Raw genomic sequence first — 14,055 nt, 5'->3', positions numbered from 1 at the left:
GCAAAATTTAAGGTTGTTGTTATGGAATTTAAGCAAAAGGAAGCGCTGCGCTATCTGCGGGCCAAGCCGGGAGATAAGGCAGCAGAAATTTTAGTGGATACGGTTTATCTGAAGCTGCGCAATGAGGTGCAGGCGCGTTATATCCTGCAAAAGCATGCGATAACGGCAGATGAAGCAGGCGTAACGCTGGACTGCGGCGTGCGCTTTCATTCGCGTGCACTGGCGCGCCATTTGAAGGGCTGCAACACGGTGCTGCTTATGGGGGCAACGCTCGGCAGCAGGGTAGACGCAGCCATTCGTCGCCTGGCGCTTATCAGCGTTGCTGAAGGCGCGGCGGCTCAGGCCGTGGCAGCGGCGCTGATTGAACGCTATTGCGATGAGGTACAGGCGCAGGCTGAAACAGGCGGTCTGCTGCAGCGTCCGCGTTTTTCGCCGGGCTATGGTGATTGGCCGCTGGAGGAGCAGCGTCAGCTGTTTGCAGTGCTGAACTGTGCCAAACGCATCGGCCTGACGCTGACGGACGGACTGATGATGGCTCCGTCGAAGTCGGTAACGGCAATCATCGGCTTATCGGAAGATGCTGCCTGCGTGCAGAATAAATGTATGACCTGCAGTAATATAAACTGTCCTTACAGAGATACTGATATTAAGAAAGTTTGAGGAGAAGATTTAATTTATGAATTTTAAGGAATTGTTAGGCAAGCAAATGCTGTTCTTTGATGGTGCTACCGGCACACAGCTGCAGGCACGCGGTCTGCAGCCGGGTGAGCTGCCCGAAAGCTGGAATTTTACACACCCCGATATTGTAGAGGCTGTGCATCGCAGTTATCTTGATGTAGGCTCCAATATCGTAAAATCCAATACCTTCGGCGCTAATCCGTTGAAGCTGGCAGGCTCCGGACTGGATTGCAAGGAAACCATCGAAGCGGCTGTGGCGATTGCCAAGAAGGCCTGCGGTGGCAGGGAAAATAAATTTGTTGCGCTGAATTTGGGACCGACAGGGAAGCTGTTGGCTCCTTATGGCGATTTGCCCTTTGAAAAGGCAGTAGAAGCCTACGGCGAAATGGTACGCTACGGCGCTGCTGCCGGTGCGGATCTGATTCTTATCGAAACAATGAGCGACACCTACGAAATCAAGGCTGCGGTTCTGGCATCTAAGGAAAACTGTGATTTGCCGATTTGCGTGACCATGACCTTTGACGAGGATGGCAAGCTGTTGACCGGTGCTACGGTTGAGGCTGCCGCTTTGATGTGCGAAGGTCTGGGCGTAGATGCCATCGGCTTTAACTGCGGTTTGGGACCGGTGCAGGTGGGCAAGCTATTCCCGCAAATGCTGGAAGCAACCAGCCTGCCGCTGATTATCAATCCTAATGCCGGACTGCCGGTGCAGCGTGACGGCAAAACCTGCTTTGATGTCGGACCGGAGGAATATGCGGAGCTGATGTACGAGCTCGCAGGCAAGGGCGCAAGCATTGTAGGCGGCTGCTGCGGTACAACGCCGGAGCATATTGCGCAGATGATTGCCAAATGCAAAACTCTGCAGCCGGGTGGTACGCGTGATTGCCGTCTGACTGCGGTATCCTCCTACGGCAAAGCAGTACATTTGGGTGAAGGTCCTGTAATTATCGGCGAACGCATCAATCCTACCGGCAAAAAACGTTTGAAGGAAGCACTGGTAAACGGTGACCTTGATTATGTGTGCCGTCTTGGTCTGGAGCAGATTGGCGTGGGCGCACAGATTCTGGACGTTAACGTAGGCACGCCGGGTATTGACGAAGCGGCAATGGCTGCGAAGGCTGTGCCGGCGCTGCAGGCGATTACCGATACGCCGCTGCAGATTGATACATCTAATTACGAAGCAATGGAAAGAGCGCTGCGCCTCTATAACGGCAAGCCTATGCTTAATTCCGTCAATGGTAAGGAGGACAGCCTGCAGCATGTTCTGCCGCTGGCTAAAAAATACGGCGCTGTGCTGGTTGCACTGTGTCTTGACGACAGCGGTATTCCCGCTACTGCAGCAGGACGTATTGCCGTGGCTGAAAAAATTATCGCCCGTGCGGCCGAATACGGCATTGAAAGCCGCAATATAGTTGTAGACCCGCTGGCACTGACTATTTCCACCGGTGCCGAAAATGCGGCGATTGCCTGTGAGGTTATCCGCACGATGAAGGCACGCGGCATCAACACTGTTATGGGTGTTTCCAACATTTCGTTCGGTCTTCCCGGACGTGATGCTGTCAACAGCACCTTCTTCAGCATGGCAATGGCAGCAGGCCTTTCCTGCGGCATCATCAATCCGCAGAGCAAGCCGATGATGGATGCTTATTACGGGTATCGTGCGCTGGCAGGCTATGACGAGGGCTGCAAGGAATATGTACAGCATTATGCAGATGCACCGAAGGCTGCAGCAACAACAGTAAGCGAAATGGGTCTTTACGATGCCATTGTCAAAGGACTGCAGGGACCTGCGCGTCAGGCCGCAGCCAAGGCTCTGGAAAGCGAAAAGCCGTTGGATATCATTAACAAATATATGATTCCTGCGCTTGATTTTGTCGGTCATGGCTTTGAAAAGAAAACTCTCTTCCTGCCGCAGCTTCTGATGAGCGCGGATGCGGCGAAGGCAGCCTTTGAGGTTATCCGCGAGGCTGTCGGCGTGGGCGAAACGCAGGGAGAAACAGTAATTATCGCTACTGTCCATGGCGATATCCACGATATCGGCAAAAACATCGTTAAGGTACTGTTGGAAAATTACGGCTATCGCGTGCTTGACTTGGGCAAGGACGTGCCTGTGGAAGCAGTTGTAGAGGCAGCCAAGAAAACAGATGCCAAGGTTGTCGGCTTGTCTGCATTGATGACTACTACAGTAGGCGCAATGGAAGAAACTATTGCTGCGTTGCATAATGAATGTGACTGTCAGGTTGTTGTCGGCGGTGCGGTGCTCACGCAGGAATACGCTGACACCATCGGTGCCGAGCATTATGCGCCGAACGCTGTCAGTGCGGTAAACTACGTCAACGAAATCTTAGGCAAATAATTTATATACAGATGATTTGAGGACTATCATGCTTAGCGTGGTAGTCCTTTTTTACGGAGTTTCGACTTTTTGGTCATTAAGCAGGAAAAACTGCTCCCTCCCAAGAATTAAACAAATATCACCATGAACGGAGGGATGCTGCATGAACATTTACGTTTGGCGACACAACAAAACATATCACAGCCACAGTATGATTGACGAGCCCTGCGTCAACAGCGAATTTTATCTTGATGCGATTGCTGTTGTGCTGGCACATGATTTGGAAGAAGCGCTGGCCAAGCTGGCGGAGGAAAACAAAGGCTGGCGCACCGAGGATTTGCGGAAGCTGCCGTGCAGCGTATATCCTGCGGATAAGGCGGCAGTAATCTTTTCCGAACTGCGCGGGATTATTCCGCATCTCTAAAAACAAAAAAGCCCGAATTCCCACATGAAATGTATGTGAGAATTTGGGCTTTTGCTTTATCTGCTTACCAGATGCTTTTTAAAATCGGCAGTAAAATCGGTGCCAGGATAGAGGTGCTGATGCCGGTAAGGGCAATCGCTACACCGCCGATGGCCAGCTGAACGGGGCTGACATTGGCGCAGACGCTGGTGCCGAGGCCGTGGCTGGAGGCGCCGATAGCAAGACCGGCAGCCAAATGGTTTTTGATTCCCAAAAGGCGCAGCAGCTTGTGATTGAAGGTTGCTCCCAGCATGCCGGTGAAGATAACAGCAGCTGTAGTCAACGCCGGAATACCGCCGATTGTTTTGGAAACATCAATGGCGATTGGCGTCGTAATGGATTTGGGAATGAGCGAAAGCAGAACCTGCTCGCTGGTACCCATGGCCTTGCCGCAGAAGTAAACGACTATGATAGCCGAAAGCGTTGCCAACGTAACGCCGCCGGCGATAGCACCGGCCTTGGCCATGATAAGTTCACGGTTCTTGTACAGGGGCAGGGCCAGAGCGATGGTTGCCGGTCCTAAAAGAAAGTTTATGAATTCCGCACCTGCTTCGTACTGCTTGTACTCTACGCCTGGCGCCAGAACGATGACAGCGATGACCAGAGGGCAGGCGATAACGAAGGGCGGAATGATGTTCAGGCTGAAGCGGTCGATGATGATTTCGCTGATAACATACAGGATGACCGTCAGACCTATGCCAAAGAGCGGTGAGTTAAGTAAAACGTCAGGAAAAAGCATCATTGACTCTCCTTTCCTTTAAGCATTGCTTCGATAAAGAAGGCTGTAACGCTCAGAACGACAATGCTGCAGACAACAATGGTAACAGTAATGGGCAACAGCTCAGCTTTGATAACATCTGCATATAATATAACGCTGACGCCTGCCGGTAAAAACAGCATACCCATTTTGGAAATCAGGATATCGCAGATTCCCTCGATGGAGCTTGCCGGAATAACGTTGCCGCAGAGAAGTGCCGTTAAAATCAGCATTCCCAAAAGAGCGGGCGGAAAGGGTACGCCGAGGGCGTTGATGATGAGCGTGGATACCCATTGCAAAAGCAGTAAAAAGGCGATACCGCGCAATAAGCTGGTGGGTGACATGTTGTTTCCTCCTCATAAAAACATGACAAATACTATTATTATAGACCTGTTGGTGGAAGTACGCATAAAGGTCAAAACGGCTGGGGTGAGCCGATGGTCTTTGGGGTTAAGAGTACTTGGCCGACAGAACGACATGCTATTAATATTGCCACAAAGCTAACAATCTGTCAACAAAATGACGGTGATTTTTCACTGAATTAACACAGAAAATCATTTGACTTTTTGACTTTTACTGATATAATAGCAATTAGAAAGTGAATAGTGGTCCGAAAATGGCAAAGAGTCAACGCCATTCGGTTATTGACCGCTATTGAACCTGATAGAAGGAGGTGCAGCGTGATGAATGAACGCTACAGTGAAGAGGTAAAGGCTATCTTAGAGGCTGCTCAGCAGCAGGCAGTTATGAACTATCACCAGGAGCTGACAACGGCACATGTTCTGGCAGCATTGTGCGGCAGCGACGGCTTCTTTAAATATTTGCTGCAGAGCCTGCACATTGATGAAAATGCTTTCAGCAAGGATGCTAAGGCTTTAGTACAAAAAATCCCCGGAGTTAAAGGTCAGGACCGTCAGCTGATGATGGGTACCGGCTTTGCCAGAGTAATGGCTATTCTGGGACAAAGTAAGGAAGAAATCGGCATCGGTCAGCTGGTTGCAGCTATGGCCAGTGACGGTGACAGCGATGTTGTATCACTCTTCCGTAAATATGGTATAGATAAGAAAAAAGTTGAGGCGGCATTTATGCAGTATCAAAATAGCGAAGCAAATGATGAAACTAAAAAGACGCTGGAAAAATACGGCCAGGATCTGACAGCTAAAGCTAAAGACGGCAAGCTGGACCCGGTAATCGGCCGTGATGAGGAAATCCGTCGTACGATTGAAATCCTTTCGCGTCGTAAGAAAAATAATCCGGTGCTTATCGGTGAACCTGGCGTTGGTAAAACTGCCATCGTCGAAGGTCTGGCAAGACGTATTATTGCCGGCGATGTACCGGAAAGCCTGAAGAATAAAACCCTGTATGCTCTGGACCTGGCGGCTTTGGTTGCCGGTGCCAAATACCGTGGTGAATTCGAAGAGCGTCTGAAAAAAGTATTGAAGGCTGTCAGCGAAAGCGCCGGTCAGATTATCATGTTTATTGATGAACTGCATACCGTTGTCGGTGCCGGTGCTGCCGAAGGCGCTATGGATGCAGGCAACATCCTGAAGCCGATGCTGGCGCGCGGCGAGCTGCGCTGCATAGGTGCAACTACACTGAACGAATATCGTAAGTATATTGAAAAGGACAGTGCGCTGGAGCGTCGTTTTCAGCCGGTAATGGTTAAGGAGCCGAGCGTTGAAGATACAATTTCCATCCTGCGTGGCCTGCGTGAACGTTATGAGGTACATCATGGCGTGCGCATTAAAGACGCTGCCCTGGTTGCTGCTGCTGTGCTTTCTAACCGTTATATTAATGACCGTTTCTTACCTGATAAGGCTATTGACCTGGTAGATGAGGCTGCTGCCCGTCTGCGTACCGAAATTGATTCGCTGCCGACCGAGCTGGATGAAAGCAAACGTCGTATCCTGCAGCTGGAAATCGAAGCTCAGGCTTTGGGCAAAGAGGAGGATGCTCAGTCCAAAGACCGTTTGGCTAAGCTGAACGAGGAGCTGGCAAAACTGCGTAAGGAAAATGACGAGCTTGTTAAACGCTGGGATGCAGAAAAGGCTTCCATTGCCCGTGTACGTGAGGTAAAGAAGGAAATTGATGCTGTGAAAAACCAGATGGAGCAGGCTGAGCGCGACTATGACCTGAATAAAATGGCTGAATTGAAATACGGTCGTCTGCCTGAGCTGCAGAAGGAATTGGCTGCTTTGTCCAAGAAGGATGAAAACGGCAATGACAATGTTATGCTCAAGGAAGAGGTAGACGAAGAGGATATCGCTAAGGTTGTCAGCACCTGGACCGGCATTCCTGTTGCCCGCTTAGGTACCGGTGAACGTGCTAAACTGGTTCACCTGGAGGAAATCCTGCACGAGCATGTTATCGGTCAGGATGAAGCAGTAAAGGCTGTCAGCGAGGCTGTTATCCGTGCGCGTGCCGGTATCAAGGATCCTAATCGTCCGATTGGTTCCTTTATCTTCCTTGGTCCTACCGGTGTCGGCAAAACCGAGCTGGCTAAGACCTTGGCCGAGGTGCTCTTTGATGATGAACGCAACATGGTGCGTATCGATATGAGCGAATACATGGAGAAGCATACCGTATCTCGTCTGATCGGTGCGCCTCCGGGATACGTCGGCTATGATGAAGGCGGTCAGCTGACCGAGGCTGTACGCCGTCATCCGTACAGCGTAATCCTGTTGGACGAAATCGAAAAGGCACATGCAGATGTCTTTAACGTATTGCTGCAGGTTCTGGACGATGGCCGTCTGACTGATGGTAAAGGCCGTATCGTTGACTTCAAGAATACCTTGATTATCATGACCAGTAACCTTGGCAGCAACGAGATTATGAAAGCGCAGGGCTCTATGGATAGAGAAAAGATTCAGCAGATGCTGATGAACTTCTTCCGTCCGGAATTCCTGAACCGTGTTGATGACATTGTTGTGTTCAAACCGCTGCAGGCAGAACAGATTAAGGAAATCGTTAAACTGGTACTGCGTGAGCTGGGTGACCGTCTGAATAAGCAGCTGGAACTGACGCTTACTTATACCGACGAGGCTGTCGCTTTCTTGGCAAAGGCCGGCTTTGATCCTGCCTTCGGTGCTCGTCCGTTGAAACGTCTGATTGTCCACACTGTTGAAAACATCCTGGGCAAGAAGATTGTTGCAGGTGAAATAAAAAATGGCGATAAGGTTGAGGTTGTATTGGTAAACGATGCAATTAACGTTGTCGTAAAATAAAACAGCTTTGGGTTTAAGCGCCCTCTGCTGCCGTGAAAGCGGCGGCGGAGGGCGCTTTTTCTAATATATATATTAGGCTTATTATTGCTCAGCAGGTTGGGAAATGATACAATTAAAAGAGATATTCAGTTAATGAGTTGCCAATGTATGATGTTTATAAAACGAGGTGAGCAAAATGAAATATACATATGTAGAATTCGCTGATGGAACACTTGTTACTTTTAATGATATACGCAAGGATAAGAACGGTGAGCATATTGATGTTTATTTTGAACGTCCTGTAGATACCGGCTTTGACTATTTGCAGATTTCCTTGCCTGACTTAGATACAGCTTCTTTTGATGGATACAGCGAGGATGAAATAGAAGATTTAAAAGATTTTGCTGCTGATAATGCAGCCTTGATTTGGGAGATGGCACGCGAAGGAGGAGATCATCTTGCCAATGCTGTATAAGCTTTTAGGTTATACAATATATTTTTGGTCAGGTGATGCCGTTGAGCCGGTTCACGTACACGTTTGTAAAGGCAGGCCTACTGAAAATGCAACTAAAATATGGGTTGGGGAACGTGTTATTTTAGAGCATAATAAAAGCAAAATTCCTGATGCCGATTTGCTGAAAATACTTCGCTTCGTATCTCAGAACAAAAAGAGAATCATTGAACAGTGGAATAAGCATTTTGGTATATGAGTTTTTAGCATCTGTCTGGTGTCTGACAGGTGCTTTTTTTCTTTACCCCGAAGTTTTCCGAACGATTTTCTAAAAAACTGTTAAAAAGTTCACAGTTTATTTGACGTTTACGCGTTGGATTGGTATAATTAAAGTGAATTATTTAAGTGATTGAGAACCCGGGTTAGATTTTGCACAGGATTTCGAAACTGAACAGCTTTCTGCTTGGGTTTTATTGTTTCTACAAGTAATTTTTGGGAGGTAGATTTCAATGAAAGTTGCAATTATCATGGGTAGTAATTCTGACTGGCCTGTACTTGAGGCTGCAGAAAAAACTCTGAAGGAGTTTGGCGTTGAAACTGAAGTAGTAGTTGCTTCCGCTCACCGTACTCCGGACGTAGTACAGAACTTTGCTAAGGGTGCCCGTGACCGTGGCGTAGAGGTAATTATTGCCGCAGCCGGCGCAGCTGCTCATCTGGGTGGTTTCATCGCTGCCTTTACTACCGTTCCTGTCATCGGTATTCCTATTAATGCAACACCGTTGGCCGGTATGGATGCACTGCTGAGCTTTGTACAGATGCCTTCCGGTGTACCTGTTGCAACGATGGCTATCAACGGTGCTAAGAATGCTGCATTGTTCGCAATTCAGATTCTTTCCGTAAAATATCCGGAGCTGGTAGAAAAGCTGGCAGAGCATCGTGCAACAATGCGTGAAGAAGTAAGAGCTAAGGGTGAAAAGCTGGCTTCCATGCGTGGCGTTCCTGCGCAGGAGTTTAAGGATTTACACCTGTAATAGTGAATAGTGAGTAGTGGATAGTGAATAGAAACTGACTGCTAAACATTAATAACTAATTACTGACCACTGATCACTGATCACTTATAACTAACCACTAATAAATGACAATTGATAACTAAAAACTAAAATTAAGGAGAAAAATTGTGGAGCAGATTTTCGAGGAGCAAAATTTTAGCGAGGACAAGCTGCATGAGGAGTGCGGTGTCTTTGGTATCTTCAGCCATAATGAAGATGTAGCACTCAACACCTATTGGGGCCTGTATGCGCTGCAGCATCGTGGCCAGGAAAGTACCGGTATTGTTGTAACTGATGGCGAGCGTATGAAAATTAAAAAGGGCATGGGCCTCGTTGCCGATGTTTTCAAGGACGGCGTTGCTGATTTGCAGGGCTATGCGGCCATCGGCCACGTACGTTATTCCACAACCGGTGCCAGCATGCCGTATAACATTCAGCCGCTGAAGGTTTATTTTGACGGCGGTAACCTTGCGCTGAGCCACAACGGTAACCTGACTAATGCCGGTCAGCTGCGTGCTAACCTGGCTAAGGAAGGCGCTGTGTTCAACACTACTGTTGACAGTGAGGTTGTATTGACCTTGATTGCCTACAGTGCGCGTCCTACTATTGAAGAGCGTGTAGCAGAGGCTGTTAACCAGATTAAAGGTGCTTTCGCTATTCTGCTGATGACTGATAACAAAATTATCGCTGTACGCGACCCCTACGGCTTCCGTCCGCTGGTTCTCGGCAAAATGGAAAACGGCTGGTGCGTTGCTTCCGAATCCTGTGCTTTTGACTTGGTTGGTGCAGAGCTGGTACGCGATGTTAAGCCCGGCGAAATGATTATTATCGACAGCGATAACTCCGAACCTCGCAGCATGATGTGGGCTGAAAACAAACCGGCAAAGCCTGCGCATTGCATTTTTGAATATGTTTACTTTGCTCGTAATGACAGTATCATCGACAACCAGTCTGTATATGATGCACGTATCCAGATGGGTCGCGAGCTGGCTAAGGAAACTCCCGATATCCATCCGGACATCGTTATTTCCGTTCCTGACAGCGGCACTCCGGCAGCAATCGGCTATGCTATGGAGGCCGGCGTTCCCTTCCTGGAAGGCCTTACCAAAAACCGTTATGTAGGCCGTACTTTTATTCAGCCGACGCAAAAGCAACGTGCTAATGCAGTACGCCTGAAGCTGAACCCGGTTCGCAGCGTTGTAGAAGGCAAATCCGTTGTTATGGTCGATGACTCCATCGTTCGCGGCACTACCAGCGGCAAGATTGTTAAACTGCTGAAGGAGGCAGGCGCACGTGAGGTACATGTATGCATTTCTTCTCCCCCGGTAACAGACAGCTGCTACTATGGTATTGATACCTCCGAGCGCAAAGAGCTGATTGCGGCACGTTGTACAGAAAATGAAATCTGCCGCTATATTGGGGCAGACAGTCTGCATTATATTTCTATGGATGGCATGAAACGTGCTATTGATAAAATTGACCCCGAAGGTTTGTGCTGTGCTTGCTTCAGCGCTAAATATCCCGATAACGCAGATAGTGTAATCAAAGCAGAACCTGAAAGCATTATTGAATAACAGGAGGAAGGCTCATGAGCGAGGAAAAGAAACAACTTACTTATGCTGATGCCGGTGTAGATATTGATGCTGGTAATAAAGCAGTAGAATTAATGAAGGACAGCGTACGTGCTACCTACAGACCTGAGGTTATCGGTGACCTGGGCGGTTTCGGCGGCCTGTTTGCTTTAAACAGCGGCAAATACAAGGAGCCTGTGCTTGTCAGCGGTACTGACGGCGTAGGTACTAAACTGAAGCTGGCTTTCATGGCTGATAAGCATGATACTATCGGTCAGGATGCTGTAGCAATGTGCGTTAACGATATCCTGGTACAAGGCGCAGAGCCCTTGTTCTTCCTGGATTACATTGCAGTAGATAAGGTTGATTCCCAAAAGGTTGCCAACATTGTTAAGGGTGTTGCCAATGCCTGCAAGGAAAGCGGCTGTGCTCTTATCGGCGGCGAAACTGCCGAAATGGCCGGCTTCTACTCCAAAGGCGAATATGACATCGCAGGCTTCTGCGTTGGCGTTGTTGATAAGAGCAAAATGATTACCGGTGACAAGGTTAAGGCCGGCGACGTGCTTTTGGGCCTGCCTTCCAGCGGTGTGCATTCCAACGGCTTCTCCCTCGTACGTAAAATCTGCTTTGAGGCTATGGGCTACACCATGGACACCGAAGTTCCGGAATTTGGCTGTACCTTGGGCGAAAAGCTGCTGACTCCGACTCGTCTGTATCCGAAAACCTGCCTGCCGCTGATTGAAAACTTCGACCTGCACGGTATGGTGCACATCACCGGCGGCGGCTTCTATGATAATATCCCCCGCATTCTGCCCGAAGACTGCGATGCTGAGGTAAATTCCGAGGCTTGGGAAGTTCCTGTTGTCTTCAAAAAGCTGCAGGAATGGGGCAATGTGCCCTGGGCTGAAATGTACCGCACCTTCAACATGGGCGTAGGCATGGTATTGGTTGTTGACCCGTCTGAGGCTGACGCTGTACGCGCTCACCTGAAGGCTGAGGGCGAAACCTTCTATGAGCTGGGCAAGGTTGTTCCCGGCCACAAAGAAACGATTATGAAAGGCGGCGTTTTCGGTGCATAAAATCGGCGTACTTGTAAGCGGTCGCGGCAGCAATCTGCAGGCAATTATGGACCGTATCGCTGATGGCTATCTGCCGCTGGAAATCGCGGTTGTAATCAGCGATAAGCCTGATGCTTTTGCTTTGGAGCGTGCGCAAAAGGCCGATATCAAAACCGTTGCCGTAGAGCGTAAGGCTTGCGCTTCCAAAGAAGAATTTGAAGCAAAAATCAACGCTGCTTTAGAAGCAGAGGGCTGCGAGCTGGTAGTTCTCGCAGGCTTCATGCGTATTCTGAGCGCTGATTTCGTAAATAAATGGCAGCACAAGATTATTAACATTCATCCGGCGCTGCTCCCGAGCTTCCCCGGTCTGCACGGACAGAAGCAGGCTGTGGATTACGGCGTAAAATTCAGCGGCTGTACTGTTCATTTTGTAGATGCAGGCACTGACAGCGGCCCGATTATCCTGCAGAAGGTTGTTCCTGTTATGGATGACGACACCGAGGATACTCTGGCTGACCGCATTCTGGTGCAGGAGCATATCGCAATGCCGGAGGCTTTAAAGCTCTGGGCGGAAGGAAAGCTGACAATCGAAGGCAGAAAGGTAAAGGTTAAAGCATGAAAATTAAAAGAGCATTATTAAGCGTTAGTGATAAAACCGGCATTGTAGAGCTGGCAAAATTCCTGAGTGACAATGGTGTAGAAATTATTTCTACCGGCGGCACCATGAAGGTTATTAAGGAAGCAGGCATTCCTGTAACCTATGTAAGTGATGTAACCGGCTTCCCGGAAATCATGGACGGCCGTGTAAAAACTCTGAACCCGAAAATTCATGGCGCAATCCTGGCTGTACGCAGCAATCCTGAGCATATGAAGGCTTTGGCTGAGCATGACATCACTCCGATTGACCTGGTTGTTGTTAACCTCTATCCTTTCCGTGAAACCGTTGCCAAACCCGGCGTAACCGAGGCTGAGGCAATTGAAAACATTGATATCGGCGGCCCGGCAATGGTACGTGCCAGCGCTAAAAACTTCAAAGACGTTGTTATCGTAACCTATCCTAGCCGTTATGCCGGCTTAATGGAAATGCTCGCTAAAGAAGGCGACGTTGATGCACGCACCCGTAAGGAGCTGGCATTGGAAGCCTTCACTCATACTGCTGAATACGATGCAATGATCAGCGAATATCTGAAGAAGCAACTGGAGAAATAACCATGAATATTTTATTAATCGGTGGCGGCGGCCGCGAACACGCTTTAGCGTGGAAGCTGGCGCAAAGCCCTAAGGTTGAAAAAATTTATGCTGCTCCCGGCAATCCGGGCATGGCACTGCTGCCTAAATGCGAATGCATTGCTCTGGATGTAGAAAATCTGGAGGGCGTAGCAGATTACGCTGAGGAAAAGAGCATTGACCTGACTGTTGTAGGTCCGGAAGCACCGCTTGTTGCAGGTCTTGCGGACGTTTGCAAACGCCGCGGTCTGCCGGTGTTCGGTCCTTCTAAGGCTGCAGCGCAGCTGGAAGGCTCCAAGGCATTTTCCAAAGAGCTGATGGCAAAATACAATATTCCTACCGCTTTCTTCAAAATTTGCGAGGATATCGAAACTGCCAAGGCTTATGTTGAAGAAAAGGGTGCGCCTATCGTAGTTAAGGCTGACGGTCTTGCAGCAGGCAAGGGTGTTGTTGTTGCTATGACTAAACAGGAAGCACTTGACGCTATCGACGAAATGATGGCTGACCATAAATTCGGCAACGCAGGCGCACGCCTCGTTCTGGAAGAATACATGGAAGGCGAAGAAGCTTCTCTTCTGGCATTTACCGACGGCAAAACCATTGTGCCGATGATTGCTTCCCAGGACCACAAGCGTGTATTTGACGGTGACGAAGGTCCTAATACCGGCGGTATGGGCACCTATGCTCCCGCTCCGGTTATGACCGACGTGCTGCGTTTAAAAGCAACCGAGCTGATTCTGAAGCCCGTTATCGCTGCCATGGCAGCAGAAGAAATGCCGTATCAGGGTTGCCTCTATGCCGGCCTGATGATCAAGGGCGACAGCGTAAAGGTTGTAGAATTCAACTGCCGCTTCGGTGACCCAGAAACTCAGGTAGTATTGCCTCTGCTTGACGGCGATTTGGCTGAAATTATGCTGGCCTGCGCTACCGGCACTCTTGCTCAGGTAGACTTCGGCTGGTACGACAAGGCTGCTGTATGCGTAGTAATGGCTTCCGGCGGTTATCCCGAAAGTTATGCTAAGGGCATGGAAATTACCGGTCTGGCTGACGCTGCTGCAGATAAAGACGTTGTTGTATTCCACGCAGGTACCAAGGCTGACGGCGCCAAGGTTCTTACCAACGGCGGACGTGTGCTTGGTGTAACTGCCGTAGACGCAAATATCAAGGCTGCACGTGACCGTGCATATACTGCTGTAGAAAAAATTAATTTTAATGGCGCTTTTTGCAGAAAAGATATTGCATGGAGAGCCTTAAAGAGGTAAA

14 protein-coding genes are annotated in these 14,055 nt (G+C 49.1%); 12 read left to right on the top strand and 2 right to left on the bottom strand.

Going from position 1 to position 14,055, the window contains the following annotated elements:
- Window positions 1-21: 21 nt before the first annotated feature.
- From M5E81_RS09645 to M5E81_RS09635, 3 genes are all read left to right on the top strand, one after another.
- Window positions 22-660 carry a vitamin B12 dependent-methionine synthase activation domain-containing protein gene (locus tag M5E81_RS09645; protein WP_249747389.1) on the top strand — a complete coding sequence of 213 codons (639 nt, stop codon included), beginning with the start codon at window positions 22-24 and terminating at the stop codon, window positions 658-660.
- A gap of 16 nt (window positions 661-676) precedes the next feature.
- Window positions 677-3,034 carry a homocysteine S-methyltransferase family protein gene (locus M5E81_RS09640; RefSeq protein ID WP_009146054.1) on the top strand — a complete coding sequence of 786 codons (2,358 nt, stop codon included), beginning with the start codon at window positions 677-679 and terminating at the stop codon, window positions 3,032-3,034.
- Between the two features lie 142 nt (window positions 3,035-3,176).
- Window positions 3,177-3,437 (top strand): hypothetical protein, encoded by a 261-nt coding sequence (locus M5E81_RS09635; RefSeq protein WP_040565313.1) that lies wholly within the window; start codon window positions 3,177-3,179, stop codon window positions 3,435-3,437.
- Between the two features lie 64 nt (window positions 3,438-3,501).
- Here M5E81_RS09635 and M5E81_RS09630 read toward each other — a convergent pair whose 3' ends face one another.
- Together M5E81_RS09630 and M5E81_RS09625 are read right to left on the bottom strand one after the other, a co-directional pair.
- Window positions 3,502-4,218, bottom strand: coding sequence for an LrgB family protein (locus tag M5E81_RS09630; protein ID WP_009146056.1), 717 nt, complete (start codon window positions 4,216-4,218; stop codon window positions 3,502-3,504).
- On the bottom strand, window positions 4,215-4,577 hold the full coding sequence (locus M5E81_RS09625; RefSeq protein WP_249747388.1) for a CidA/LrgA family protein: 363 nt from the start codon (window positions 4,575-4,577) through the stop codon (window positions 4,215-4,217). The genes M5E81_RS09630 and M5E81_RS09625 overlap by 4 nt, the downstream gene beginning before the upstream one ends.
- Before the next feature lie 339 nt (window positions 4,578-4,916).
- Here M5E81_RS09625 and clpB point away from each other — a divergent pair, with 339 nt between their 5' ends.
- The 9 genes from clpB to purD all read left to right on the top strand — a co-directional run bounded on the left by clpB (window position 4,917) and on the right by purD (window position 14,054).
- Window positions 4,917-7,457, top strand: coding sequence for an ATP-dependent chaperone ClpB (clpB, locus tag M5E81_RS09620; RefSeq protein WP_009146059.1), 2,541 nt, complete (start codon window positions 4,917-4,919; stop codon window positions 7,455-7,457).
- Window positions 7,458-7,632: 175 nt separating this feature from the next.
- Entirely contained in the window at window positions 7,633-7,911 is a 279-nt protein-coding gene (locus tag M5E81_RS09615) for a hypothetical protein (protein ID WP_249747387.1), read from the top strand.
- The gene (locus M5E81_RS09610) at window positions 7,901-8,146 is read left to right on the top strand and encodes a DUF4160 domain-containing protein (RefSeq protein ID WP_249748102.1); all 246 of its coding nucleotides are present in this window, start codon (window positions 7,901-7,903) and stop codon (window positions 8,144-8,146) included. Before M5E81_RS09615 ends, M5E81_RS09610 begins: the two co-directional genes overlap by 11 nt.
- 250 nt (window positions 8,147-8,396) lie before the next feature.
- Window positions 8,397-8,918: a 5-(carboxyamino)imidazole ribonucleotide mutase gene (gene purE, locus M5E81_RS09605; protein ID WP_009146062.1), complete on the top strand. Its 522-nt coding sequence runs from the start codon at window positions 8,397-8,399 to the stop codon at window positions 8,916-8,918.
- A gap of 146 nt (window positions 8,919-9,064) precedes the next feature.
- Window positions 9,065-10,510 (top strand): amidophosphoribosyltransferase, encoded by a 1,446-nt coding sequence (gene purF / locus M5E81_RS09600; RefSeq protein ID WP_009146063.1) that lies wholly within the window; start codon window positions 9,065-9,067, stop codon window positions 10,508-10,510.
- A gap of 14 nt (window positions 10,511-10,524) precedes the next feature.
- Window positions 10,525-11,586: a phosphoribosylformylglycinamidine cyclo-ligase gene (gene purM, locus M5E81_RS09595; protein ID WP_249747386.1), complete on the top strand. Its 1,062-nt coding sequence runs from the start codon at window positions 10,525-10,527 to the stop codon at window positions 11,584-11,586.
- Window positions 11,579-12,184 (top strand): phosphoribosylglycinamide formyltransferase, encoded by a 606-nt coding sequence (gene purN / locus M5E81_RS09590; protein WP_009146065.1) that lies wholly within the window; start codon window positions 11,579-11,581, stop codon window positions 12,182-12,184. The genes purM and purN overlap by 8 nt, the downstream gene beginning before the upstream one ends.
- A complete protein-coding gene (locus tag M5E81_RS09585) occupies window positions 12,181-12,774 on the top strand; it encodes an IMP cyclohydrolase (protein ID WP_249747385.1) in 594 nt (197 codons plus the stop codon). The genes purN and M5E81_RS09585 overlap by 4 nt, the downstream gene beginning before the upstream one ends.
- Window positions 12,775-12,776: 2 nt before the next feature.
- A complete protein-coding gene (gene purD / locus M5E81_RS09580; RefSeq protein ID WP_249747384.1) occupies window positions 12,777-14,054 on the top strand; it encodes a phosphoribosylamine--glycine ligase in 1,278 nt (425 codons plus the stop codon).
- Window position 14,055: the final 1 nt, after the last annotated feature.

This window comes from Phascolarctobacterium succinatutens (genome assembly GCF_023497905.1).
Taxonomy (GTDB): Bacteria; Bacillota; Negativicutes; order Acidaminococcales; family Acidaminococcaceae; genus Phascolarctobacterium_A; species Phascolarctobacterium_A succinatutens.
This window is presented reverse-complemented; position numbering and strand designations above follow the sequence as displayed.

Coding starts and splice junctions, on each gene's coding strand:
- clpB (WP_009146059.1), top strand. CDS start 4,917: ATGAATGAACGCTACAGTGAAGAGGTAAAGGCTATCTTAGAGGCTGCT.
- M5E81_RS09625 (WP_249747388.1), bottom strand. CDS start 4,577: ATGTCACCCACCAGCTTATTGCGCGGTATCGCCTTTTTACTGCTTTTG.
- M5E81_RS09610 (WP_249748102.1), top strand. CDS start 7,901: ATGCTGTATAAGCTTTTAGGTTATACAATATATTTTTGGTCAGGTGAT.
- M5E81_RS09635 (WP_040565313.1), top strand. CDS start 3,177: ATGAACATTTACGTTTGGCGACACAACAAAACATATCACAGCCACAGT.
- M5E81_RS09645 (WP_249747389.1), top strand. CDS start 22: ATGGAATTTAAGCAAAAGGAAGCGCTGCGCTATCTGCGGGCCAAGCCG.
- purE (WP_009146062.1), top strand. CDS start 8,397: ATGAAAGTTGCAATTATCATGGGTAGTAATTCTGACTGGCCTGTACTT.
- M5E81_RS09615 (WP_249747387.1), top strand. CDS start 7,633: ATGAAATATACATATGTAGAATTCGCTGATGGAACACTTGTTACTTTT.
- M5E81_RS09585 (WP_249747385.1), top strand. CDS start 12,181: ATGAAAATTAAAAGAGCATTATTAAGCGTTAGTGATAAAACCGGCATT.
- purM (WP_249747386.1), top strand. CDS start 10,525: ATGAGCGAGGAAAAGAAACAACTTACTTATGCTGATGCCGGTGTAGAT.
- purD (WP_249747384.1), top strand. CDS start 12,777: ATGAATATTTTATTAATCGGTGGCGGCGGCCGCGAACACGCTTTAGCG.
- M5E81_RS09640 (WP_009146054.1), top strand. CDS start 677: ATGAATTTTAAGGAATTGTTAGGCAAGCAAATGCTGTTCTTTGATGGT.
- M5E81_RS09630 (WP_009146056.1), bottom strand. CDS start 4,218: ATGATGCTTTTTCCTGACGTTTTACTTAACTCACCGCTCTTTGGCATA.